Genomic DNA, 24,837 nt, shown 5'->3' with positions numbered 1-24,837 from the left:
GGCGATGAAGCCTCTGCTGCAGGTCCTGCTGCTGATCGCCGCGGGGTGGTCCGCGTGGGCGCCGTCCCCCGCGCACGCCGAGCCCTACCTCGCGGTCGACCAGGGCTACAAGTGCGTCGCCTGCCATGTCAACGTCACCGGCGGCGGCCTGCGCAACGGGCTGGGTGCGTTCTACACGCAGAACCAGATGGCCGCCTACAAGCTGCCCGAGGGCGTACCGGCGTGGTCGGGCAAGCTCGCCGACTGGCTGCGTTTCGGCGGCGATGTGCGCTGGAGCTCGTCGCGCACCCGCGTGCCCGGCGAAGCGCAGCAGTCGCTGAAGGGGCTGGACCAGGCGCGGCTGTATGCCGACCTGTCGCTGTTCGACGAGCTGTTCAACGTCTACGTCGACCAGCAGCTGCGGCCGGGCGATCCGCAGCGCCAGGAGGCGCACCTGCGCATCGGCGGCGCCGACCGCGGCTGGTACGCGAAGGCCGGCCAGTTCTACCTGCCCTTCGGCTGGCGGCTGCAGGACAACACCTCGTTCGTACGCTCGCTCTCGGGCATCAGCATGACGACACCGGACAAGGGCGTCGAGCTCGGGCTGGAGGTCGGCGACTGGTCGGCGCAGGTGGCCTTCACGCGCGGGCCCGGCAACGTCGCCGGCATCGCCGGCAGCCAGGTGACCACGCAGGGCGTATGGGTGCAGCCCTGGGGCCGCGTCGGCGCGGCCCTGGCCGCCACCGACTCGACGATCGGCAACCGCACCGCGATGGCGCTGTTCGGCGGCTTCCGGACCGGCCCGGTGGCCTGGCTCGGCGAGATCGACCTGGTGCGCGATGCCGCCTACCCCGAAGGCCAGCGCCGCCTGCTGGCAGCGCTCGGGGAAGCGAACTGGAAGATCCGGCAGGGCCACAACCTGAAGTTCACGACCGAGTACCTCGACCCCGACCGCCGCATCGCCAACGACCACAAGGTGCGCCACAGCCTGGTCTACGAGCTGACGCCGATCCCGTTCCTGCAACTGCGCGCCGGGGTGCGGCGCTTCGACGGCATTCCGCAGATTCCCGTCGACAACCGGCGCCACGTCTTCATCGAGCTGCACGGGTTCCTGTAGCGGCCGCGGTGACGGCGTGGGACGGGAGTTGGCCGCCGTCCTACAGGCGGCCGGCACCCGGGCCGACGGCCGCATCGCGCCGCGCCGCCGATAACCACGGCATGGCCCGGCCGCGCGTCGTCGCGGCCGGTGGCAAACCCTGCAGGAGCAGCTCATGAGCAATCCCGTCATCTCGTCCGACAAGGTCCACGGCACCTCGGTCTACAACCCCGCCGGCCAGAAACTCGGCTCGATCGACGACCTGGTGATCGACAAGCGTTCGGGCGTCGTGCGCTACGCGGCGCTGGAATTCGGCGGCTTCCTCGGCATCGGCACCGACCGCTACCCGCTGCCGTGGAGCATGCTGACCTACGACACCGAACTCGATGGCTATGTGGTGCCGATCGACCAGGTGGCGCTGGACAAGGCGCCGCATTACGACGCGCAGGCCGAGCGGCCCGACTACTCCGACGACTACGGCCGCAAGGTCTACGACTACTACGGCGTCGCCTGGCAGTAACGGCGTACTACGATGGCGGCATGACCCGCTCGCACCGCCATCCCGCCGCCCTCGTCTCGATGCTCGTCGCCGCCGCCCTGCTGGGCGGCGCTTGTGCGTCCACCGACTTCAAGCCGTCCGATGGTGCGCGCTCGGCCGTTCAGGGCAAGGGCGGCGAGCACGTAGTGGTCGACGGCATGCCGATCTGGGATGCCGACGGCCCCCCGCGCAAGTACGAGGTCATCGGCCGCATCGACGACCAGCGCGCCAGTGGCGTGCTGTCGCAGCTGCGCTGGCAGGAACGCGTCGTGAAAATGGCGCGGGAGGCCGGCGGCCAGGCGCTGGTGCAGCTGAGCCGCGGCTCGCAGTTCGCCGGCTACCACGTGCTGGGCACCGGCGCCGCCACCGAGGCGCAACGCGGGCCGGCGCTGGGGCCGGCACCTGCCGTGCCGTTGACGCGCCATGAAGCCACCTTCCTCGTGATCCGCTACGTCGACTGAGCAGCCGCTGCCGATGCGCGGGCGCGGGCGCGGGCGGCCACCCTTCGTCCCCTTGGCATGGCGGTGGGTGCCGCGCGCATCGTCCGAAGTGATGACGCGGCCGCACTGATCACGACCTAGCCTCGACGGGATGACGACGCCATCACCGCCGAAAGAAGCCCCGACGGAGGACTCCGCCATCGCCGCACGGCGCGCTGCCTTGGCGCAGCTTCGCGTCAATTCCTTGGCGCAGCTTCGCGACGATTCCTTGGCGCAGCTTCGCGACGATTCAGCGTCGGACAGCGAGGAGCGCGTGGCGCTGGCGCTGTCGGGCGGCGGCATCCGCAGCGCCACGTTCTCGCTTGGCGTGGTGCAGGCGATGGCGGAGGCGCCGCGGATCGGCGTCGCCGAGGTCAGGGAATTCAAGGACTCGCTGCTGTCGCGCATCGATTACCTCTCGACGGTCAGCGGCGGCGGTTACCTCGGAGGATTTCTCTGCAGCCTCTTCCTGCCTGGCCGGCTGAAGGCGAACGTGCCGGAACCACCCGCCTCGCAAGGATGGCGCGCGCGGCTCATGCCGTTGTGGCGCGCGGCATGGGCCAAGCTGAGTTCACTCGGCGAGGGGTGGGAGACGAAGTCGAAGAAGCAGGGCGCAGCGTCGCCGCACGAGTCGGAAGCGCAGCCCGAACCGCCCGCCGAGTCGCAGTCGCACGAACCCGGGGCGGACGCTGCGGAGGAACCCGGCGCCGGCGCACCGTCTGGCCCGCCTTCTGGCCCGCCCGCCAAGTCACCAATGGCGGTGGCCGCCGACGATGCCCTCGCAGTCCTGACCAAGGGCCCGCCACAGCGTATCCGCGCCGATGCCTCGATCTATACCGGCGAGGGCATCCTGAGCGCTCCCCTCAGCTGGTTGCGCGAGAACGGCCGCTACCTGATGCCTACCGGCTCGGGCGATGCGCTCTACGTGATGGCGATCGGCCTGCGAAACTGGCTGTCGGTTCACTGCGTCATTGGCACCGTGATGATCGCGTTCGTCTCGGTGTTGACGCTCTTGCGCGCATTTGCGGCGACCTACTGGTCCCCCTATGGGGATTGGGAACGTGCGCTGCTCGAGGCTGCCCGCAATGCCTGCCTGATCAAGGACAGCGCACTGACCGATCACATCTGGTGGAGTCCGCTGTCGGTGCTGTGGCTGATGCCGGTGCTGACGGTCGGGCTCGTGATGGGTGTTGCCTATTGGCTCGTGCACGAAGACCCCAAAGGCAATAGCCGACGCACCAACAGTGGCGTCGCGGCAATGGCCCTCATCGGCGTGGTGCTCACGGTGGTCGCCTGCGTGCAGTGGCCCGAACACGCGCCGGCGCTCTTCAGCCTCACCTGGCGCAAGCTGCAGTTCGAGGACGCCGAACGGTCGGGCGAGGTGTTGCGCATGGTCGTTACGCTGGTCATTGGCGTGGTCGCCCTGAGCGCAACGCTGCTGTACGTGCTGATCATCGCCCGGTGGCCCAGCGCTTCCAAGCAACGGGTGCTGCTGACACGAGGTCTGCAGGCTTCGCTTACCGCCTCGCTGGTCATCGCCGTCCTGGCCGTCATCGACACGCTCGGCCAGACCCTGTACCTTGCCGCGTTCAGGAGCCACGCGGTCGCCTCTACGTTGTCGCCGGCCGCGCTGGCCGGGGCGCTGTCATGGTTGGCGCAGCGCCTGGCGAAGAGCAACGGCGCCAAGCTGCCCGATGCGCTGCGCAAGTTGCCGCTGATGTCGCTGGCAGGCATCGCCGGCATGGCGATCTTCGTGCTCGTCGGCGCGCTCTGGGCCATGGCAGTCCACGTGATGATCTGGGGCGGCACCGTGCCGGATCCGACGGTGTTGCTGGGCGACACGCAGCTGGCCATCCTCGGTTGGTTGGTGGGGGTGTCATTCGCCATCGCGCTCGCCACCGGCTTGTTTCCCGGCTTCATCAACATGTCTAGCCTGCAGCCGTTCTACGCATCGCGCCTGACGCGGGCCTACCTCGGCGCTTCCAACGGCCAGCGGTTCCGCGACACCAACGAGGCCAAGCGCAGCGCGGCCGAACCGATGGCGCGCGACCAGATACAGCTGAGCGACTTCTACTGCGGCAAGGAGATCACCACGCTGGCGCCACTGCACATCATCAACGTGTGCGTGAACAAGACCGTCGATCCGGCCGAGCAGCTCGTCCAGCGCGACCGCAAGGGTCAACCGCTGGCCGTGCTGCCCTTCGGGCTGTCGCTCGATGGAGAAGACGTCCGGGCCTTCGACGCACCGAAGCGATGGAGTCCCAGCTCGGTAGATCGCCCGCTGAACCTCGGGCAATGGATCGGGACGTCGGGGGCCGCGTTCTCGACGGGCATCGGACGCGAAACGACGCTCGGCATGTCGCTGCTGATGGGCGCAGCCAACGTCCGCCTCGGCACTTGGTGGCCGACGGGAGCGGACAAGCGCGGGAACCAGCCGTCGAACACGTCCGACGCGAAGTCCACCCGATGGTTGCGTGAAGGCGTCGGGCTTCTGTTCCGCACGCAACGGTACCTGTCGTACGAACTGCGGGCCAGTTTCCACGGCACGCATCGGACCTGGCAGTACCTGTCGGACGGCGGGCATTTCGAGAACACCGGGCTGTACGAACTGCTACGTCCGCATCGCAAGGTCGAGCAGATCTTCGTGTCGGACAACGGCGCCGATCCCGCCTACCAGTTCGACGACCTGGCCAATCTGATCCGCCTGGCGCGAATCGACATGCAGGTCGACGTTCGCCTTGCCAAGGCGCCGCTCGACAAGACGCTCGCCGCACTGTACGGACAACCTGAGGACTTCAAGCCATTCATCGGCTCCGACGGCAAGCCCCTGCAACCCGCGGCCGGTGCCCCGATCGCCGTCCTGCTCTACGCATGGCCGATCGGCCAAAGCCGTTCCCATGGGCCGACACAGATCGTGCTCATCAAGCCTCACGTGACGTCCGACGTGCCGGCGGACGTCCGGCAGTACGCCGTCACGCATCGGCCGTTCCCGCAGGAGCCGACGGCGGATCAGTTCTTCGACGAGGCGCAGTGGGAAAGCTATCGTGCGCTCGGCTATTGCCAGGCCAAGCGCCTGTTCAGGCGCGACGTGCTGGTGGCGCTGAAGGCTCACCGAGCGCGGGAGATCGCGCTCGAGCGCGGCGACAGCTGAGCGCGGCTACGGGTCGTCGCGCCGCGGGCAGACCGTGCCGGCCTGGCTGCAGCGAGCCGAAGGTCACGGCGGGCCCGACAGGGTCACCGCGCCCGGCACGGCGCGTTGCAGCGGGCCCGGGTCGACAGCGCCCTGCAGCGCCCCCGGCCGCACCGCGGGCCCGAGCAGCCCCTCGCGCAGCGCCCAACGCAGCTGCTGGTCCATCGTCTGCACCAGCTGCGGCGTCAGCGTGAGCCGGTAGTCGTGCTCGGCGGCGGCGGCACGCGCGGCGGCCGGCGTGATCTGCAGCTTCTCGGCCAGCACCTGCGCCGCGTCGTCCGGCCGTTCGGCGATCCAGCGCTGCGCGCGCGCCAGCGCCTTCAGCAGCCGCTGCAGGTCCGCCCCGCGCTGCGCGCTCAGCTCGCGCAAGGCCACGAGCACGAAGTGCTGCTGGTAGATGCGCGGGCTCGGCAGCAGCACGCCGTCGCTGCCCAGCTGCGCCAGCGCCTGCGAGGCCATCGGCTCCCAGATCGCCACCGCATCGAGACTCTGGCGCGCGAGGCCGTCGAGCAGGCGGTCGACACCCAGGTTCACCGGCACCACCTGGCGCGTCTCGAGCCCATGGTGCTGCAGCCAGGCCGACAGGAAGTACTGTGCCGAGGTGCCGGCCGGCGCACCGATGCGGTGTCCGCGCAGGTCCGCCGGTGCCTGGATGCCGGCGCTGCGGCGGCCGACCACCTTCAGCTGCTGCGACGACGCACTGAGCGTCGCCAGGATGCTCAGGCCCGCCGACCGGCCGGCATCCAGCGCGACGAGGAACTCGGCGCCGGTCGCCAGCTCGGCCTGCTGCTGCGACAGCAGCTCCAGGCAGTGGCGGCCGCTCTTGCAATCGATCAGCTCGGGCAGGAGACCCTCGGCCGCGAAGTGGCCGCGGGCCTGCGCGACGTAGATCGGCAGCGAGACCGTGCCGCGGGCCACCGCCAGGCGTAACTCCGCGGCCTGCGCCGTCACGGCGAGGCACAGCGCCACAAAGCCGGCGCTCGCCACGGCGAGCAGCCGGTCCACGGGGATCAGGGGCATGCGCGGCACAGGCTGTGGGTCGGCATGCGGCGATGTTGACGGAAGGTCGCCGCAAGGGCAAGCCCGACCCGGTCGCGTACGGGGCCGCGTACTTTGCAAGTCATCGACGTTGCGCCTGAGCGGGTGGCAACGAAATCTATCGTCTGAAGCTATTCGCAATGGCTGTTTCGTAGGTGGCGAATCGCCACACTGCACGCCGATGATCGATGCGGCCGTCCATGCGTAGCAAGCTCTTTGTGCCCGGCACGCAGCCGCAGCGCTTCGACAAGGCCCTGGCCGTCGGCGCCGACGCGGTGTCGCTGGACCTGGAGGACGCCGTGCCGGTCGAGGGCAAGGCCGCTGCGCGCGCGTCTGTCGCGCAGTTCCTGCGCAGCGACGCGGCCCGCACGACGCCGGTGGCGCTGATCGTGCGCTGCAATGCGGTCGGCACGCCGGATTTCGAGTCCGATGTCGCTGCCATCGCCGGCAGCGCGGCCGCGTGGCTGAACCTGCCGAAGATCGACGATGTCGCCTCGCTGCGCACAGCCGTGGCGGCCATCGAACGCGCCGAGGCCGCCGCCGGCGCCGACCGCCCACCGCTGAAGCTGCTGCTGACCATCGAGACCCCGCGCGCGCTGCGCCGCGCCGCCGAGCTCGCGCAGGCGCATCCGCGCGTGCGCGCGCTACAGCTCGGGCTGGGCGACCTGTTCGAGCCCGCCGGCATCCGCCGCGACGACCTGCAGGCAGTGCACGCGGCGATGTTCACGCTGCGCCTGGCGGCTGCCGAAGCGGGCATCGACGCGATCGACGGCGCCTGGCCTGGCCTGGACGACGCCGCCGGCTTCACCGCCGAAGCCCGCCTGGCGCGGGGCCTGGGCTTCGTCGGCAAGAGCTGCATCCATCCGAAGCAGGTGGCCTGGGCGCATGCGGTGTTCACGCCCACGCCGGCCGAGCTGGCCTTCGCGCGCCGGGTGGTGGACGCCGCCGCGGCCGCGCAGGCCGCTGGACGCGGCGCGTTCGTGGTCGACGACCGCATGATCGACACTCCCTACCTCGACCGCGCGCGCGCCCTGCTGGCCGGCGCGCCACCGTCTTCACCGTCCGAATGAGCTTTCGATCGCCTGCGTGCCTGGCCACGCTGCTCGCGCTGCTGGCGAGCCTGATGTTCTTCGCGGCAACGCCCGCCGCGCACGCAGCGCCGCTGCCGACGCTGCGCCTGCAGCCGCTGCCCGCGCTGCCCGCCACGCCGGACGACATCGTGGGCTTCGCGACCGCGGGCGAGCAGCTGCTGGCCCTCGGCCGCCAGCAGGCCTGGCAGCTCGATGCCGCGCGCACCCGCTGGACGGCGCTGGCCTGGCGTGCGCCGCAGCCGGTGCTTGGCGTGGTGCAGCGGGGCGGAGAGTCCTATCTTCTGATGGGCGCGGCCAGGGCCGTCGAACGCATCGCCCGCATCGACGCGGGTCTGGACGGCGGCCTGGCCACCCGCGACCTGCCGCCGCTGCCCGAGCCGCTGGCCGACGTGCGCGGCACGCTGCTGACCGGCACGCTGTTCCTGACCGGGGTGAATGGCGGCGGCGTGCCGACGCTGCTGCGCATCGATCCGCTGTCGGTCGAGCCCAGATGGTCGGCGCTGCCGACCTGGCCTGGGGCCGGGACCGGGGCCGCCAGCACGCTGATCGGCCAGACCGGCGCGCTCTTCGTCACCGTGCCGAACGGGCAAGTCGAGCTCGTCTGGCGCTGGTCGGCCACCGACGGCTGGCAGGCGCGCCCGCCGGCCCCCGGCCGCGTGCTGCCCGGCGCCGGCCGGCCGACCGGCCAGGCGCACCTGCTGTACCTCGTGCGCACCGGCGACGCCGCAGCGCCGCAGCTGATGACGCTGCACACCATCACCAAGGGTTGGGGCGCGCTGCCGCCGCCGCAGGCCGACGGTGCGCGGCTGGTCGAGCCCTGGCGCAACGGCTTCGTCTTCACGCGCGCGGCGCCGGACGGCACGACGGCGGTCGGTGGCATCGAGGTCGAGGCCGGCAAGCTGCTGCTGAAGTGGCTGGACTGGATCGTGATCGTGGTCTACCTCGTCGGCATGCTGGGCATCGGCGCGTACTTCTACCTGCGCGAGAAGCGCCAGTCGACCGCCGAGTTCTTCGTCGGCGGCCGTTCGATCCCGTTCTGGGCCGCGGGCGTCAGCCTGTACGCCGCCAACACCAGCTCGATCAGCTACATCGCGATCCCGGCGAAGGCCTTCGAGACCAACTGGCAGTACATGACGAACAACCTCGTCGCGGTGCTGGGGCTGATGTTCGTCGCGGTGTGGATCGTGCCGCTGCTGCGCCGGCTTGACCTGATGAGCGTGTTCTCGTACCTGGAGACGCGCTTCCACCCGGTGATCCGCATGCTGGCCAGCGCGCTGTGCATCCTGGTGCAGCTGGGCAGCCGCATGAGCGTGATCCTGTTCCTGCCGTCGCTGGCGATCGCCACCATCACCGGCATCGACGTGATCTGGAGCGTGCTGATGATGGGCGGCTTCACGATCGTCTACACCGCGATGGGCGGCATGAAGGCGGTGGTGTGGACCGACGTGGTGCAGCTGGTCGTCAAGATGGGCGGCGCGATCTTCGCGATCGGCTTCATGATCTGGGGCCTCGACGGCGGCTGGCGCCAGTTCGTCGACACCGCGGTGGCCGAGGACAAGACCAAGCTCTTCGACTTCAGCTTCGACCTGACCAAGGCCACCGTCTGGGGCTTCATCTTCCTGGTGCTGTTCGACGTGGTGCTGACCTTCCCGAAGGACCAGGTGCTGATGCAGCGCACGCTGTCGACGAAGAACGACCGCGACGCCGGCCGCTCGATCTGGGCCTTCGCGGCGATCATGATCCCCGGCGGCTTCGTGTTCTATTCGATCGGCACCGCGCTCTTCGTCTATTACCAGGCGCATCCCGAGCGCATGAACCCGCACCTCAGCATCGACGCGACCTTCCCGCTGTTCATCGCCGCCGAGTTGCCGATGGGCATCACCGGGCTGATCATCGCCGGCATCTTCGCCGCCGCGATGGCCACGCTGTCGAGCATCATGAACAGCGTCTCGACGCTGGCCTCGGTCGACTTCTACGAGAAGCTGGTCAAGAACCCCAGCCCGCGCCGCAGCGTGCTGTTCGCCGAGATCATGACGGTGGTCTCGGGCCTGATCGGCATCGCCTTCGCGCTGGTGCTGTCGCGCTACGACATCCACTCGCTGTTCGACGTCTCGATCGAGCTCGCCGGCCTGCTCGGCGGCGGCTTCGCCGGCGCCTACACGCTGGGCATGTTCACGAAGCGCGCGAACGCGCCGGGCGTGGCGATCGGCATCGCGTCGGCCATCGCCCTGACGACCACCGCGTGGGTCTTCAAGCTCGTGCACCCGTACTTCTACCTCGCGATCTCGATCCTGCTGTGCATCGTGATCGGCTACGCGGCGAGCTGGCTGTTCCCGCCACCGAAGATGTCGCTGAAGGGGCTGACGATCTACCGCGATACCTGACGCGGCGGCGGACCCGGCCTACTCCGTCACCAGCAGCGGCTGGGGCGCTGCTTCCATCGATGCGCGCTGCGCCTGTTCGTGCTGCCAGGTGCGTTCGGCCGCCTCCCTCTCCGCCTGTTGCGCCGCGAATGCCGTGCTGAGCGCGAGCGCGCGCAGGCGGTAGGCGTCATCGTCGCTGCCACCGGCTTCGCGCAGGCGCATCACCTCGCGTTCTATCTCGTGCAGACGCGCCGGCGTCGGCATGGGTCGCGCCGCCGCCGAAGCCGGCGGCGCCGCGGGCCGTTCTGCCGTCGCGGCGCCGATGGGCGCTGCAGGCACGCGCGCGACGGCTTGCACGATCGGCAACGGTGCCGGTTCCGTCGTGACCCCGCGCGGCACGACGTCTTCGTCGTTCCCCGCGACCAGCGCGCCGGCGATCGCCACGGCCGATGCCGCGCCGAGCCAGCCCAGGAATCGTGCCGTTGCCATCGCGTGCCCTACAGCCCGTAGAGGATGTTCGTGATGTTGTCGTAGATCGGGAACACCGACGACGCCGGCAGCAGCCAGCCGATCACGTCGAAGTGGTCGTACTGGTTGTAGTAGCCCAGGTAGTTCCAGGTGCCGCGCACCGGCGCGCCGCTGTGGTTGCGCGACGGCTGGCCGCTCGGCCCGCGCATGCTGATGGTGTTGACCACGCCGTCATTGGGGAACCAGCTGCTGTTGATGAGCACCCGGCTCGGATCGGACTGCGTGTACGAGCCCATGCCGCGCGTGAAGATCGAGGGCACCACCCATTCGCCCGCGGTCGGCTTGGTGAAGAAGATCATGTCGTTGCGCGCGTACTGGTAGCTGCTGCTCTGGATCGGCGCGATGATCCGGTCGGTGCCGTTGCAGCAGAACGAGCCCTGCTCGGTCGCCTTGCTGCCGATCGAGAAGTAGTAGACGTTGGGCGAGGTCTTGACCCAGCTGTTGAGCTGCTTCGCGCCGTCCGGGCCCAGATCCCACTGCGCCGCGTCCTTGTTCGTCAGCGACCAGAACGCCGCGCCCCGCGTGCGCTGGATGAAGTCCTGCAGGCTCTCCGCCGGGCCTTGCGAGAGGCCGTACTGCTCGAGCTCGAAGTTGTAGAGCGCGCCGCTGCTGCCGCCGAAGCCGGCGACCTCGACGATCTTGCCGGCCAGCTCGGAAACCTTCGGCACGTAGTCGATGATCACGTCGCGCAGCGTGGTGCCGTCGTGCGGGCTGGACAGCGTGGTCGCGCTCTTGACCCAGCCGACCTTGCCGCCGGTGAAGAGCGCGCTGCCGCCCTCGTTGCCGTTGGGCGAACCGTTCTCCAGCAGCTGGATCAGCGTGCGCACGGTCTGCCCGCCCTGGCTGTGCGCAATGAAGTGGATCGGATGCGCGGCATCCCACTGCGGATACAGCGCCAGCGGGTACTTGTTCGGGTTGTTGTTCGGGTCCGCGGCCCAGCACTTGCCGGCCGGCTTCTGGATCTTGCCCCAGGCCGCGAACTTGGCCGTCTGCTTCGCGCCGTAGTCGGCGCAGCCGCCCTTGATCTGGGTGTACAGCTCCACGGCCCGGTCCCAGTTCGAGCTGACCGGCCCGACGGTGGCCGTGTGCACGGGGTGCGAGCCGTTGCGCGTCCTCAGGTAGGACTGCAGGTCGTTGAACCCGCCCCAGTACTTGAAGCCGGTGCCCTGCAGCTCGTGCGGGCCGAAGCCGAGGAAACCGTGCACCAGCACGATGGGGTCGTTGTTGGCCGCGACGGCCGGCTGGCCGGCGGTCAGTGCGGACAGCGCCAGCGCCACGCTGGCCAGGAACCGGGAGAACACGGGCGCCCGCAGGCGCTGCAATGCGATCATCTCGAACACTCCGAAAACAATGGGTGCAGGCAGCCGCGCGCACGCGGCACCCCGGCAGAGCGGAGGTCGGCGCACGGCAACGATTGAGCGTGATAACGCGATCAGGACGCGGCCATCCCGGGCACCCTGGCAACCAGGGCATCGACGGGAACAGCCACCGCGGCGGCCGCGGCCATCTGGACACGAGAGCCACCGCGGGTGCGCGGCGGGGAGGCCGGTCGCCGGCGGCGCGAACGTTGCGACGCGACGACCGCCGGCGGCGCTTCGGGAGCACCCCGGGGTCCGCACCGATCGGACGATAGCCCGCCCGGCGCGGTGCGAAATTTAGTACGACCGTTCACTTTGCTGCGCTGCGGGAGAACCCTGGTTTGGGTCTCCAATTGCAAGGCAACCAGGGTTCTCCAGACCTTCGATCTTGGGGGGGGGTACGGCTTGGTACCAGCGGCGCTGGTACGTTCCGGTACCTCCACATCGACCGGACCGCCGTCGTCGGCCGACCGATACGACGACAGCGCCTCGTCCTACACAGGCCCGCCCCCTGCGCGCGCAGGCTGTGAGCATCATGAAAACGCCACGATGGTCACGAGCCAGCCGGTGCCTGCCGGCCCTGCTGCTGTCGCTGGCAGCGTTGCCGCTGTCGGCGCAAACCCCTCAGACGGTGATCGTGCGCCCGGCCGCTTCGGCGCCGGCGCCTTCGCCGGCCGCCAAACCGGAGCCGCGCCTGCTGACGCCGGACGAGAAACGCGCCAGCGCCACCGCGCCCGGCACGCTGCGCCCCGAGCGCCCCGCGCTGCCGCAGGTGGCGGTGCCGCTGGAACGAACGGCCGGCGCCGAGGTGCGCACGGTGGTGCAGACGCCGCGCCGCGAGGCTGATGCCCGCGCCAACGGCGGCGGTGTCTCCGACGGGGCCGCACGCTGCGGCGCGCAGAAGGACCGGGCCGTCCGCGACGACTGCCGCGAAGACCTGCGCGTGCGACGGTCGCTGGGGTAAGTCTTCCACGCCGGGCTAGCATCCCCGCGTGGACACCCAGTTCCTGCACACCTTCGTCACCGTCGCCGACCAGGGCTCGATGGCCGCGGCCGCGCGGCTGCTGAACATCACGCCGGCCGCCGTCGCGCAGCAGATCCGCACGCTCGAGCGCGAGATCGGCGCGCCGCTGTTCGCGCGCGCGGGCCGCACGGTCAGCATCACCGAGGCCGGCGCGCGCATCCTCGAACGATCGCGCACGCTGCTGCACGACGTCGCCGACCTGAGCGCGCTGGCCAACGACGAGGCCACCGCCGGCGAACTGCGGTTGGGCGCCGGCACCAACGCGCTGACCGGCCTGCTGCCGGACATCCTGGCGCGCATGGTCGAGCGTTTCCCGCGCATCAAGGTCTTCATCAAGCCCGGTTTCTCGCCGGAGCTGTACCGCGCGGTCGAAAGCGGCGAGCTCGACGCGGCCATCGTGCTGCAGGCGCCCTACGCGCTGCCCAAGACCTGCGACTGGCTGCTGCTGCGCGAGGAGCCGCTGGTGGTGCTGGCGCCGGCCTCGATGGCCGGGCGCGACCCGCACGAGCTGCTGGCCAACGAACCGCTGATCCGCTTCGACCGCCAGCAGTGGGGCGGCCGGCTCGCCGAGCAGTACCTGCAGCTGGCCGGCATCGCGCCCCAGGAACGCTTCGAGCTCAATGCGCTGAATGCGATCGCGGTGATGGTCGACCGGGGCCTGGGCGTGTCGCTGGTGCCCGACTGGTCGCGCCCGTGGCCGGAGGGCCTCAAGCTCGTGCGCATCCCGCTGCCGATGCCCTTCGAGCCGCGCCGCATGGGCATCGTGTGGTCGCGTGCGACGGTGCGCATCCGCCTCGTCAATGCCTTCCTCGACGAGGCGCTGGCACTGGCGAAGGCCGCGACCCCTGCGGTTGCGAAGGCCCCCAAGGCCGCTCCGAAGGCGGCATCGAAGCCGCCGCGCCGCCCCCGCTCGGCAAGCAAGAAAAAGTAGCGGCTGAACATAGCCGGCCGTGATTTGTCGGGTCCGGGGCTTGCCCGAGACTCGCCCTCGCCTTCCACCAGAACGAATCGCGAGACATGAGACAACTCCCGGCCACGCTGACCCCGTTGCTGCTCGCCGCCGCGGTGAACGCGGCGTATGCGCAGACCTCGACCACCGCATCGGGCACCGAGCAGAAGGACGACAAGGACAAGGTCCAGACCGTCACGATCACGACCGGCACGCGCACCGCGAAAGCCGTCGACAAGATCCCCGGCGCAATCACCGTCGTCGGCAAGGAGGAAGTGGCGCACACGCTGGCGATCACCGAAGATGCCACCGCGGTGCTCGCGCGCTCGGTGCCCGGTTATTCGGAGTCGTCGCAGGCGATGAGCAATACCGGCGAGAACCTGCGCGGGCGCATCGCGCTGCGCCTGTTCGACGGCGTGCCGCAAGGCTCGCCGCTGCGCGAAGGCACGCGCAACGCCACCTTCACCGACATGGGCGTGGTCGGCCGCATCGAGGTCATCAACGGCCCGTCGGCCTCCGAGGGCATCGGCGCGGCCGGCGGCATCATCAACTACATCTCGAAGACGCCGACCAAGACCGGCGACGAGTTCCAGCTGGTCAGCCGCTACACCACGCAGTTCAAGGACGACTCCGACGGCTGGAAGCTCGGCTTCAACTACGCGCACAAGGAAGACCGCTGGGACCTGCTGGCCGCCGTGTCGCACGTCGACCGCGGCATCCCGTACGACGGCCGCGGCAACCGCATCGGCATGAATACCAGCGGCTCGGTCGCCGATTCGCGTGCCAACAACGTCTTCGTCAAGGGCGGCGTCAACTTCGGCACCGATAACAACCAGCGCATCCAGGCCTCGTACTCCGACTTCAAGATCACCGGCAAGGGCAACTACATCCTGGTGGACGGCGACCGCGCACGCGGCCTGCCGAACGTCTCGATCCCCGGCCGGCCGCTGGGCTCGAAGACCGAGATCAACGACTTCCAGCAGGCGCAGGTCTCGTACGACCACCTGAACCTCTTCGGCGGCGCGCTGAGCATCAACGCCTACGCCGCGAAGCAGGCGATGCGCTACCCGGCCGAGGACGGCGCCGACCGCCAGGACCCGCTGATCGCGCCGCTGGGCACGCTGATCGACCAGAGCGAGGTGCGCGCGAAGAAGCAGGGCCTGCGTACCGCGTGGTCCAAGCCCGACCTCGCCGGCGTGAAAGGGCTGGAGCTGCGCACCGGCATCGACCTGGTACGCGACGAGGCCGACCAGCGCCTCGCGCTGACCGACCGGCTGTGGGTGCCGCCGATGATCTACAAGAGCGTCGCGCCCTACGGCCAGCTGTCGTACGAGATCGGCCCGCTGACCCTGTCCGGCGGCATCCGCCGCGAGGACGGCGAACTGCACGTCGACACCTACCGCACCACCTACTTCCGCAACCGCGTGCTCGTCGAAGGCGGCACGCTGGACTACACCGCGAACCTGCCGAACATCGGCGCGGTGCTGAAGCTGCCGGGCGGCTGGTCGGCCTTCGTCTCGGCGGGCAAGGGCTTCACGCTGCCCAACGTCGGCATCCCGCTGCGCAACATCAGCGTTCCGGGCCAGTCGGTCGAAGGCATCCTCGACCTGCAGGCCATCATCGTGAAGAACCAGGAGATCGGCGCCAGCTGGCGCGGCAAGCTGGGCTCGTTCAGCGCCTCGTACTACGACTCGAAGTCCGACCTCGGCGTGTCGCTGACCATCGACCCGGTGACCAACGACTTCGTGATGAACCGCGCGCCGGTGCACATCAAGGGCGTCGAGCTGTCGGGCGAGTTCACGCCGACGAAGGACTGGCGCTTCACCGGCCTGTATTCGCGCATCCGCGGCAAGACCTGGTACGTGCGCAACGGCCCGCTGGATCGCGAGATGGGCGCCACCGACATCAACCCCGACAAGGTGGGCGCCACCGTCAACTGGCGCCCGATCCCGAATGCGGAGCTGACGCTGGGCATGACCAAGCTGCTGTCGCGCGACCTCAACGTCGGCCGCGGGAACGAGGAGCACACCACCGGCTACTCGCTGTTCGACTTCAGCGCGAACTGGGACACCGGCCGCTGGGGCAAGTTCACGCTGGGCATCGAGAACCTGGCGGACAAGTACTACATCCTCAGCTGGTCGCAGGTGCCGGGCTTCCGCAACTACTGGTCGGGCCGCGGCCGCGTGGTCTCGATCTCGCACACGCTGACCTTCTGACCTGAGCCGATGCCCGACCGCCGGTTCGCGCTCGCCTGCCTGCTGCTGGGAACGGCTGCGCTGGCAGGCACCCAGCCGGCGGCAGGGCTCGCGCCCGACCGGCTGGCGCGGCTGACGGCGTTCCTGGACCGCACCACCGCGCCCGGCGGCTACCTTGGCGCCGTGGCGCTGATCGCGCGCGAAGGCCGCGTGCTGCACCGACGCGCGCACGGCCATCGGGACCTGGCGCGGCAGAAGCCGATGGGCGTGGACGCGATCTTCCGCATCCGCTCGATGAGCAAGCCGATCGCCAGCGCAGCGGTGCTGATGCTGATGGAAGAAGGCCGGCTCGGCCTGGACGATCCGATTTCGCGTTACCTGCCGGCGTTCGCATCGATCACGCTGGATGGCGGCGGCAAGCCGGCGCGGCCGATCGCCATCCGCCACCTGCTTACGCACACCACGGGACTGCTGCCGGGACCTGACTCGTCGAGCCTGGCCGAGCATGCCGATCGTGTCGCGCGCACGGCGCTGGCCGCCGAACCCGGCACGCGATTCGGCTACGACGGCGTGAACACCGAGCTCGCGAGCCGCATCGTCGAGCTCGTGTCGGGACAGTCTTTCGATCGCTTCGTGCAGCAGCGCATTCTCGATCCGCTGCGCATGGCCGACACCGGCTTCGAGGTGCCGCCGGCGCAGCGCCACCGGGTCGTCGAGCTGACGACGATGGGCGCCGACGGCCGGCTGCAGCGTGTCGACGAGGGCCACGCGGCCGGTGCGATGCAGAAGCCCTACGCCAGCGGTGCCGGTGGCCTGTACGCCACTGCCGGCGACTACGCGCGCTTCGCGCAGATGCTGCTCGACGGCGGCGTGCACGAGGGCCGGCGCCTGCTCGCGCGCAAGACCGTCGAGCTGATGATGCAAAACCACCTGTCGACGCTCCCCCCGCCGGCAATACCCGACAACCCCGGTCTCGGCTTCGGCCTCGGCGGCTCGGTGCTGGTCGACCCGGCCGCGCACGGCCGCCTCGGCTCGATCGGCATGTTCGGCTGGACCGGCTCGGCGACGACCTGGTTCACGATCGATCCCACCGAGCGCCTCGTCGCGATCCTGCTGATGCAGCACCTGCCGCGCAGCGTTCCGAACGACCTGCCGCGGCCGTATGCGGCGTTCCAGAACCTCGTCTACCAAAGCCTGATGTGAGCCGACTGGTGCGCCAGCGCGCCGCGCGGGACACTCGCCCGATGACCTCCGCCTCCCAACGCCTTCTCGTCGCCGGTTCCGCCAACCTCGATTTCGTCGTGCGGGCGGCCCACATTCCCGCGCCCGGCGAAACCGTGCTCGGCCGCGACTTCCGCACCTTCCCGGGCGGCAAGGGCGCGAACCAGGCGGTGGCGGCGGCCCGCGCCGGCGGCGCGCCGACGACGATGCTGGCGGCCTTCGGCGACGATGCCTTCGCGGCATCGATCGAGGCCTCGCTGCGCGACGCCGGCGTGGTGCTCGACGCCGTGCGCTGCGTGGACGCGCCGACCGGCACCGCGTTCATCTGTGTCTCCGACGACGCCGAGAACGCGATCACCGTGGCCCCCGGCGCGAACGCCCGGCTCGAGCCGCGGCACCTGCCGGCGCTGGCCGGGTTCAGCCATCTGCTGATGCAGCTGGAGACGCCGCTGCCGACCGTGATGGCCTATGCGCAGGCCGCGCGGGCCGCGGGCATCAGCGTGGTGCTGAACGCGGCGCCGGCGCAGGCGCTGCCGGCCGAGCTGCTGTCGCTGATCGACATCCTGATCGTCAACGAAGGCGAGCTCGCTGCGCTGGCCGGCGACAGCGGCCCGCTCGACGAGCGCCTGCAGCGCCTGCCGGTGTCGACCGTCATCGTCACGCTCGGCGAACGCGGCTGCATCGCCCGCACGCCCACCGACCGCATCCGGCAGCCGGGCTTCGCGGTGCAGCCGGTCGACACCACCGCGGCCGGCGACACCTTCTGCGGCGTGCTGGTCGCCGCATTGAGCCAGGGCCACGACCTGGCCGATGCGTTGCGCCGCGCCAGTGCCGCCGCGGCGCTGGCCTGCACCCGGCCCGGCGCACAGGACAGCATTCCCACCGTGCGCGAGGTCGATGCCCTGCTGGCGGCCCCCTGCCCTGAATCCCCGACCCCATGAGCGACCACGACCCGTCCGACGCCATCAGCGATGCCCTGGCCTTCGCGCCCGGCACCGGCCACACCACGAACGTCAAGTTCTCGCACGTCACCACCGGCCGCTACCTGCCGACGCCGGGCAAGGCACCCGGCTGGCCCTTCGCCGAGATCGGCCACTGGCAGATCGACGTCAACGCCGCGTCGGCCGACTGGCTCCAGGGCCTGCGCGAATGGCGCGAGGAGCACCTGATCCGCATCGGCTGGGACGACGCGGCCTACCGGCGGCCCGAGCTGCAGTGGGCCCAAGCCAACTTCGTGCACGTGCAGATGATGGTCGAGGACCGCTACTTCTACGACCCGGTCGAAGGCCGCTACACCGTCGACCGCTACCTGGACGATCTGGAGCGGCGTTATGGCGGCGTCGACAGCGTGCTGATCTGGTACGTCTACCCGAACATCGGCATCGATCACCGCAACCAGATCGACCTCGCGCACGACCTGCCCGGCGGACTCGCCGGCCTGAAGGGCGCGATCGCCGACTTCCACCGCCGCGGCGTGCGCGTATTCCTGCCGACCAAGCCCTGGGACAACGGCACCCGGCCGACGGGCGCGAAGGACTGGCACGCGATCGCCGAGGTGGTGAAGGCCACCGGCGCCGACGGCCTCAACGGCGACACCTACAACGGCGTGCCGCGCGCCTTCTACGACGCCTGCGACGCGGTGGGCTGCCCGGTGGTGCTGCAGCCGGAGTCGACGATGTCGGCCGAGGAGGCGCTGATCTGGAACGTGCAGAGCTGGGGCAAGAAGGTGCCCGCCGACCTGGTGCCCGCGGTGGCCAAGTGGAAGTGGCTGGAACCGCGCCACATGATCAACGTCGAGAACCGCTGGGGCCGGCTGCGCACGAACGACCTGCAGTACTGCTTCTTCAATGGCGTCGGTTATGTCGCGTGGGAGAACGTCTGGGGCCTGTGGAACCAGCTGGTCGAGCGCGATGCCGAGACGCTGCGGCGCATCGCGGCGATCTACCGGCAATTCCCGGCGCTGGTGGTCAGCGCCGACTGGGCGCCGTACTTCCCGACCTTGCAGCGCAGCGTGTTCGCCAGCCGCTTCCCGGGCGACGGGTTGACGCTCTGGACCGTGGTCAACCGCAGCGAGTCGCCGATCGACGGCGAGCAGCTGGCGCTGCCGGCCGCTGACGGTGTGCGTTATGTCGACCTGTGGAACGGCGTCGAGCTGACCCCACGCCGCGACGGCGCACGCGACGTCGTCAGCTTCCCGCTCGAGGCGCAGGGCTACGGCGCGGTGCTGGCGATCGCGCCGGGGGCGGGCGTCGACGGCCTCGACGCCTTCCTCGCCCGCATGGCCGGGCTCGCGCGCACGCCGCTGCAGTCGCTGTCCACCACCTGGCGCTCGCTGCCGCAGCGCCAGGTGCCGATCGCGCGCACCGCGACTGTCGCCGCCGCGCCCGAGGGCATGGTGACGATCCCCGGCGGCGACTTCGATTTCGTCGTGCACGGCATTCAGATCGAAGGCCAGCAGTGGGACGGCGTCGACGTGCAGTACCCGTGGGAGGCGAGTGCCCGCCGCTTCCACCGCCACCGCCTCACGCTGCCCGCCTTCCACATCGACCGCACGCCGGTGACCAACGCGCAGTTCCAGCGCTTCGTCGGCGCGACGTCCTATCGTCCGAAGGACGCGCACAACTTCCTGCGCGACTGGATCAACGACGCCCCGGCCCCGGGCACCGCGAAGCAGCCGGTGACCTGGGTGAGCCTGGACGACGCGCGCGCCTATGCCGCGTGGGCCGGCAAGCGCCTGCCGCATGAATGGGAATGGCAGGTCGCCGCGCAAGGCACGGACGGCCGCCTCTACCCCTGGGGCAATGCGTGGAACCCGCGCGCCGTGCCGCCGACGCAGCGCGAGCGCGTGCTCGGCCCGGCGGCCGACGTCGACGCCCACCCGCAAGGGGCCAGCCCGTTCGGCGTGCTGGACCTGATCGGCAACGTCTGGCAATGGACCGACGAGTACGAGGACGAGCACACCCGCGCCGCCATCCTGCGCGGCGGCAGCCGCTACCTGCCGCAGACCTCGCACTGGTACTTCCCGCAGGCGCAACGGCTGGACCAGCACGGCAAGTACCTCTTGATGTCGCCGGGCAAGGACCGCTCGGCCTGCATCGGCTTCCGCTGCGTCGTCGACGCGGGCGATGCCGCGGCATGACGCTGGCGTGGTGGTGGAGCGGCCGGAGTGAATCGATGAGCGCCGACCCGACGATGCGCAGCGCCGGCCGCCTGCAGGTGCGCCTGCGCGGCCTGCTGGGCGACGCGCTCGACGCCAGCCGCCGTGGCCGGCTGTCGCGCTTCATCGTCGACGAGACGAGCCCGGCGCTGCGCCTGTTCGCGCCCGCTCACCGCGACCGCAACACCGAAGGCGACTGGTACGGCGAACACGCCGGCAAGTGGCTGATCGCCGCCGCCCGCGCCGCGGCGCGCAGCGGCGATGCCGGCTTGCGCGGCCGTGTGCAGCACGCCGCGCGCTGGCTGGCCGACCAGCAGCTGCCTGACGGCTACCTCGGAACGTACGCGGCCAGCCATCGCCTCACCGTGCCGCAGCCGCCAAAGCCTGTTACCTGGGACGGCGCCCCCGCCCGCCGCACCTGGGACGCCTGGATCCACGCTTACCTGATCCTCGGCCTGCTGGAGGTGCACCGCCACTTCCCCGAGCAGCGCCTGCTCGATGCCGCGTGCCGCATCGGCGATCTCTGCCTGCACGCGCTGACCGACGGCGGCATCGACGTCACGACGCTCGGCAACCACCACGGCATGTCGGCCACCGTGCTGCTGGACCCGGCGGCGCAGCTGTATCTCGACACCGGCGAGCCGCGCTACCTGGACCTGGCCTGGCGCATCCTGGAACAGGCCGAGGCCGAACCGCGCCTTGCGCTGATGCGCCAGGCGCTGGCCGGCGCGGACGCGGCCGAGATCGCCACCGGCAAGGCGTATCAGCTGCAGTGGAACCTCGTCGGCCTGGCCAAGCTGTGGCGCGCCACCGGCCGCGACGAGCTGCTGCGCGCGGTGCGAACGCTGTGGACCAGCATCCGCACGCACCACCTGACACCCGGCGGCGGCCCGTGGGGCGGCGTTGCGCACCGCTCGCGCGAGGTGTTCAACGCGCCGGGCACATTCAGCCCGCACGGCTACGTCGAGACCTGCTCGACGCTGGCCTGGGTGCAGCTGAACCGCGAGCTGCTGGCGCTGACCGGCGATGCCCGCCATGCCGACGAGATCGAGCGCAGCGCGTACAACGACCTGCTGGGTGCCTTCGCGCCGAACGGCGAGGACTGGTGCTACTACGTCTTCCCGAACGGCCAGCGCGTGCACACCACCTACTGGCGCTGCTGCAAGTCCAGCGGCGCGATCGCGCTGGAAGAGCTGGCCGACGCCGCGTGGTCGCTGGACGTCACCGGCCCCGTGCCGGCGCTGGCGATGAACCTGCCCGGACCGGCCGAGGTCGACGCGACGCTGCCCGATGGCCGCGTCCTTTCGGTGACAGCATCCGGCGCCTATCCGTTCGACGGCCGGCTGCAGATCGACGTGCGCTGCGACGCGCCGCTGCGTGCGGCGCTGAAGCTGTGCGTGCCGCCGTGGGCCGCCGGCGCGCAACTGCAGGTCGGCGACACCACGCCGCAGCCGGTCGACGCCGGCGGCTACACGATCATCGACCGCACCTGGTCCGGCGAAACGCGCGTGATGCTGACGCTGCCGATGGCGCCGCGCTTCGAGCGCGCGCTCAACCGCAACGTGCAGGAATCGCGCGCGCCCGACGGCGCGACGGTGCGCCAGCAGGTGTTGCGGCAGGACTTCGTCGCGCTGCTGCGCGGGCCGCTGGTCTACGCGACCGACGGCCTGATCGACGGCTACAAGACCGCCGAGACCATCCGCCTGCCCGCCGCGGTGCTCGCGGGCGACACGCCGGCGTCGTCCTGCGTGCGCACGCTGCCCGCGAGCGCCGACGACGAAGGCCCGCGCCTGCAGCTCGAGCTCACCGACCGCGCCCCCATCCCCTTCGCGCCGTACTACCGCGCCGGCGGCCGCCGCCACGGTGCCTGGCGCCTGACCTGGCTCTCGTTGGCGCCGGCGGACGAGCTGCCGCCGACCGACGAGCCGCCGATCGACCACCACGACGCATGAGCATGCCCTCCTCCGCTTCGACGTCCCGCACCGGTCCGGCCGGCCCTCTGTCCGGCGTGCGCGTGCTCGACCTGTCGGCCTACATCGCCGGCCCCTACGGCTGCACGCTGCTGGCCGACCAGGGCGCCGAGGTGCTGAAGATCGAGCCGCCCGACGGCGACAACCTGCGCAAGTACCCGTCGACGCTGGCCGCCGAGAGCCGCGCCTTCATCGGCGTGAACCGCAGCAAGCGCGGCCTCGTGCTGGACCTGAAGAAGCCCGACGGCCTGGCCGTGCTGCTGCGCCTGGCGCGCGATGCCGACGTGCTGGTGCACAACTTCCGCCCCGCGGTGCCCAGGCGCCTGGGCCTGGATTTCGAGACGCTGCAGGCGCTGAACCCGCGGCTGATCTACTGCGCCGTCACCGGCTACGGCGAGACCGGCCCGATGAAGGACAAGGCCGGCTACGACCAGGTGCTGCAGACGATGACCGGCATCTGCGAGCTGCAGGGCAAGCCGGGCGGCGCGCCCGAGATCGTCTACGGCTCGGTGGTGGACTACTACGCCGCCGCGCTGGTGGCCGGCGGCGTCGCGTCGGCGCTGTACGAGCGCGAGAAGAGCGGCCTCGGCCAGTACGTCGGCATCTCGCTGCTGCGCAGCGCGCTGGCGATGCAGTCGGCGCGGCTGGTGTGGGCCGACGGCGAGCCGCGCGACATCGGCCGCGACATGCGCTCGGGCGGCGTCACCGGCATCCACCCGACACGCGAAGGGCACCTCTACCTGTCGGCCAATACGCCGCACTTCTGGGCCGCGCTGTGCCGCCACACCGGCCTGGACGCGCTGGCCGCCGACCCGCGCTATGCCACGGTGCGCCAACGCGCCGAACACGCCGGCGAGATCGTGCCGCGGCTGCATGCGGCGCTGGCCACGCGCAGCGCAGTGGAATGGGAAACCGTCTTCGGCGACGAAGTGCCCTGCGCCGCCGCGCGCCGCATCGAGGACATGTTCGACCACCCGCAGGTGCAGGCCGAAGGTTTGGTCGGCGAGATGGCGCACGCGACGCTCGGGCGTTATCGTGGCGTGACGCAGACGATCAAGTTCGGAAGGACGCCGGGGCCGGATGCGTTCGCGGCACCGGGCTGGGGCGAGCATTCGGACACCGTGCTGCGGGCGCAGGGTTTCGACGACGACGAACTGCGGCGCCTGCGCGAGCGCGGGGCCTTGCTCGGGCCGGGCTGAGGGACGTCACGTGTCAGGACGGCAGGCTCGGACCAAGCCGTTCATGCACCGTCGGACAGCCGGCCTGACGCCGAATCTGGAGTGCGTCATCGGCCAGTGCTGCACATTGTCCGGGCCCAATGCCGCGGTCGACAGCGCCAGCATGAACAGAGGCAAGGGAATCATCACAAGGTGGCTGCGCATATCATGCCTCGCGTCGGTGGTGGTGCTCGGCAATGTCCTGCGCAGCCAGAAGCTGAACCACTCGAGTCTCTGACAATTCCTTCAGGAGACCTGAATGGTCAACGCGGCCTCACGGTTGCCCTTCAACGCATTGCGCGTGCTCGTGGCCGTGGGTCGGCACGGCTCGTTGACCAACGCCGCAGAGGCACTGCACGTCGAGCCCTCGGCCATCAGCATGCAGATGAAGGCGCTGGCCGACTATGTCGGCGCGCCGCTGCTGGAGAAGGTCGGACGCAGCGTCGCGCTGACACCGACCGCCCAGGCCTTGATCCCGGCCATCGCCTCCGGACTGACGCAGATCGAAGGCGCGATCCAGGGGCTGCAACGCCACCAGCGCGATCGCTTCGTCCTGTCGGTGCTCCCCAGCGCGCTCAGCCTGTGGCTGCTGCCGCAGCTGCCGCAATTGCAGCGCGTGGCCCGCTCGCACGGGCGCAAGCTGGTGTTCGCCGCCGCCACGGCCTCGGTGGACCTGGCCAGCGAGGGCTGCGACGCCGCGATCCGCCTGGGCCACGGCAGCTGGCCCGGTCTCGACGCACAACGGGTGGCGGACGAGACGCTCGTCCCTGTGTGTGCGCCCGGCCTTGCCCGCGCGGTGGGCCGCGTCGAGGCGGGCACCTTTCCGCGCGGGGTCGACCTGCTGAGCACAAAGTCGGACTCATGGCTGCGATGGGCCACGCACCATCCGCGTCCCGAAGTCCTCCACACGGTGGTCATCGAAGACCCGGTCGCGCTGGTCCTGGCGGCTGAAGCGGGCCTCGGCGTCGCCCTGGCGCGGGGCCGGCTTGCCGAAGCGGCCCTCGCCGCCGGCCGCCTGGTGCAGGTCGGGCCCGCCATTGCCTATCGCTACGCCTACTTCTGGGTCACGCTGCTGGGCGCGAGCAGCGACCCCCTCGGCCTCGCGATGGCCAACGCCTTGCGTGCGAGCGTCGGCGCAGCCGACGGCGCGCCGCGCATGCCCCGACGCCGCCCCAGGCGTCAGTGATTCAACGTCCTGCACCAGGCGCCGCATGCGCTCGCAACGTGCCGCCTGCTGTTCGCCATGCGACACCAGCACGAAGACCGCGTGCCGCGCTCGCTCGCCAGGTCGAGCATCAGGCGAACACGCCGCCGGCGGTCTCGCGGTAGGCCTTGCACGTGCCAGTCGATGCCGCGCCGCCGACTGCTTCTCCCCGGCCCGAACTTGCGCTGGCGACCCTGAAGCGAAATACGTCGATCCAATCTCGTCGGCGCGAAGCTGCCA

18 protein-coding genes are annotated in these 24,837 nt (G+C 70.5%); 15 read left to right on the top strand and 3 right to left on the bottom strand.

Annotated features, from left to right (window positions below; translation table 11 throughout):
* The first annotated feature begins 4 nt into the window (after positions 1-4).
* From P1K89_RS16630 to P1K89_RS16615, 4 genes are all read left to right on the top strand, one after another.
* Positions 5-1,096: a hypothetical protein gene (locus P1K89_RS16630; protein WP_284617605.1), complete on the top strand. Its 1,092-nt coding sequence runs from the start codon at positions 5-7 to the stop codon at positions 1,094-1,096.
* A 154-nt stretch (positions 1,097-1,250) separates the two neighbouring features.
* Positions 1,251-1,595, top strand: coding sequence for a PRC-barrel domain-containing protein (locus P1K89_RS16625; protein WP_284617604.1), 345 nt, complete (start codon positions 1,251-1,253; stop codon positions 1,593-1,595).
* Between the two features lie 20 nt (positions 1,596-1,615).
* The gene (locus P1K89_RS16620; protein ID WP_284617603.1) at positions 1,616-2,074 is read left to right on the top strand and encodes a hypothetical protein; all 459 of its coding nucleotides are present in this window, start codon (positions 1,616-1,618) and stop codon (positions 2,072-2,074) included.
* A gap of 130 nt (positions 2,075-2,204) precedes the next feature.
* Positions 2,205-5,243 (top strand): patatin-like phospholipase domain-containing protein, encoded by a 3,039-nt coding sequence (locus P1K89_RS16615; RefSeq protein ID WP_284617602.1) that lies wholly within the window; start codon positions 2,205-2,207, stop codon positions 5,241-5,243.
* A gap of 63 nt (positions 5,244-5,306) precedes the next feature.
* Here the strand turns inward: P1K89_RS16615 and P1K89_RS16610 are convergent, their stop codons facing one another.
* Positions 5,307-6,302, bottom strand: coding sequence for an ABC transporter substrate-binding protein (locus P1K89_RS16610; protein ID WP_284617601.1), 996 nt, complete (start codon positions 6,300-6,302; stop codon positions 5,307-5,309).
* A 218-nt stretch (positions 6,303-6,520) separates the two neighbouring features.
* Between P1K89_RS16610 and P1K89_RS16605 the strand changes: the two genes are divergently transcribed.
* Positions 6,521-7,390, top strand: coding sequence for an HpcH/HpaI aldolase/citrate lyase family protein (locus tag P1K89_RS16605; RefSeq protein ID WP_284617600.1), 870 nt, complete (start codon positions 6,521-6,523; stop codon positions 7,388-7,390).
* On the top strand, positions 7,387-9,795 hold the full coding sequence (locus P1K89_RS16600; protein ID WP_284617599.1) for a sodium:solute symporter family protein: 2,409 nt from the start codon (positions 7,387-7,389) through the stop codon (positions 9,793-9,795). Before P1K89_RS16605 ends, P1K89_RS16600 begins: the two co-directional genes overlap by 4 nt.
* A gap of 18 nt (positions 9,796-9,813) precedes the next feature.
* Here the strand turns inward: P1K89_RS16600 and P1K89_RS16595 are convergent, their stop codons facing one another.
* Both P1K89_RS16595 and P1K89_RS16590 read right to left on the bottom strand, forming a co-directional pair.
* Positions 9,814-10,218, bottom strand: coding sequence for a hypothetical protein (locus P1K89_RS16595; RefSeq protein WP_284617598.1), 405 nt, complete (start codon positions 10,216-10,218; stop codon positions 9,814-9,816).
* A 53-nt stretch (positions 10,219-10,271) separates the two neighbouring features.
* Positions 10,272-11,633, bottom strand: coding sequence for an esterase/lipase family protein (locus tag P1K89_RS16590; protein WP_284617597.1), 1,362 nt, complete (start codon positions 11,631-11,633; stop codon positions 10,272-10,274).
* 562 nt (positions 11,634-12,195) lie between these two features.
* Here P1K89_RS16590 and P1K89_RS16585 point away from each other — a divergent pair.
* From P1K89_RS16585 to P1K89_RS16545, 9 genes are all read left to right on the top strand, one after another.
* Positions 12,196-12,624 (top strand): hypothetical protein, encoded by a 429-nt coding sequence (locus tag P1K89_RS16585; RefSeq protein WP_284617596.1) that lies wholly within the window; start codon positions 12,196-12,198, stop codon positions 12,622-12,624.
* Positions 12,625-12,652: 28 nt separating this feature from the next.
* On the top strand, positions 12,653-13,615 hold the full coding sequence (locus tag P1K89_RS16580) for a LysR family transcriptional regulator (RefSeq protein WP_284617595.1): 963 nt from the start codon (positions 12,653-12,655) through the stop codon (positions 13,613-13,615).
* A gap of 86 nt (positions 13,616-13,701) precedes the next feature.
* A complete protein-coding gene (locus P1K89_RS16575; RefSeq protein WP_284617594.1) occupies positions 13,702-15,849 on the top strand; it encodes a TonB-dependent receptor in 2,148 nt (715 codons plus the stop codon).
* A gap of 9 nt (positions 15,850-15,858) precedes the next feature.
* Positions 15,859-17,031, top strand: coding sequence for a serine hydrolase domain-containing protein (locus tag P1K89_RS16570; protein WP_284617593.1), 1,173 nt, complete (start codon positions 15,859-15,861; stop codon positions 17,029-17,031).
* Positions 17,032-17,072: 41 nt separating this feature from the next.
* Complete coding sequence (locus P1K89_RS16565) at positions 17,073-17,990, top strand: ribokinase (protein WP_284617592.1); 918 nt, start codon at positions 17,073-17,075, stop codon at positions 17,988-17,990.
* Entirely contained in the window at positions 17,987-20,188 is a 2,202-nt protein-coding gene (locus tag P1K89_RS16560) for an SUMF1/EgtB/PvdO family nonheme iron enzyme (RefSeq protein ID WP_284617591.1), read from the top strand. Before P1K89_RS16565 ends, P1K89_RS16560 begins: the two co-directional genes overlap by 4 nt.
* A gap of 35 nt (positions 20,189-20,223) precedes the next feature.
* Positions 20,224-22,158 (top strand): beta-L-arabinofuranosidase domain-containing protein, encoded by a 1,935-nt coding sequence (locus P1K89_RS16555; RefSeq protein WP_284617590.1) that lies wholly within the window; start codon positions 20,224-20,226, stop codon positions 22,156-22,158.
* Positions 22,155-23,375: a CaiB/BaiF CoA transferase family protein gene (locus P1K89_RS16550; protein ID WP_439897999.1), complete on the top strand. Its 1,221-nt coding sequence runs from the start codon at positions 22,155-22,157 to the stop codon at positions 23,373-23,375. Before P1K89_RS16555 ends, P1K89_RS16550 begins: the two co-directional genes overlap by 4 nt.
* Before the next feature lie 277 nt (positions 23,376-23,652).
* Positions 23,653-24,579 (top strand): LysR family transcriptional regulator, encoded by a 927-nt coding sequence (locus tag P1K89_RS16545; protein ID WP_284617588.1) that lies wholly within the window; start codon positions 23,653-23,655, stop codon positions 24,577-24,579.
* Positions 24,580-24,837 lie beyond the last annotated feature (258 nt).

The organism is Aquabacterium humicola (assembly GCF_030167915.1).
In the GTDB taxonomy this organism is placed as follows: domain Bacteria; phylum Pseudomonadota; class Gammaproteobacteria; order Burkholderiales; family Burkholderiaceae_C; genus Pseudaquabacterium; species Pseudaquabacterium humicola.
The sequence above is the reverse complement of the archived record's forward strand: the minus strand, read 5'-3'. Positions and strand labels throughout refer to the sequence as shown.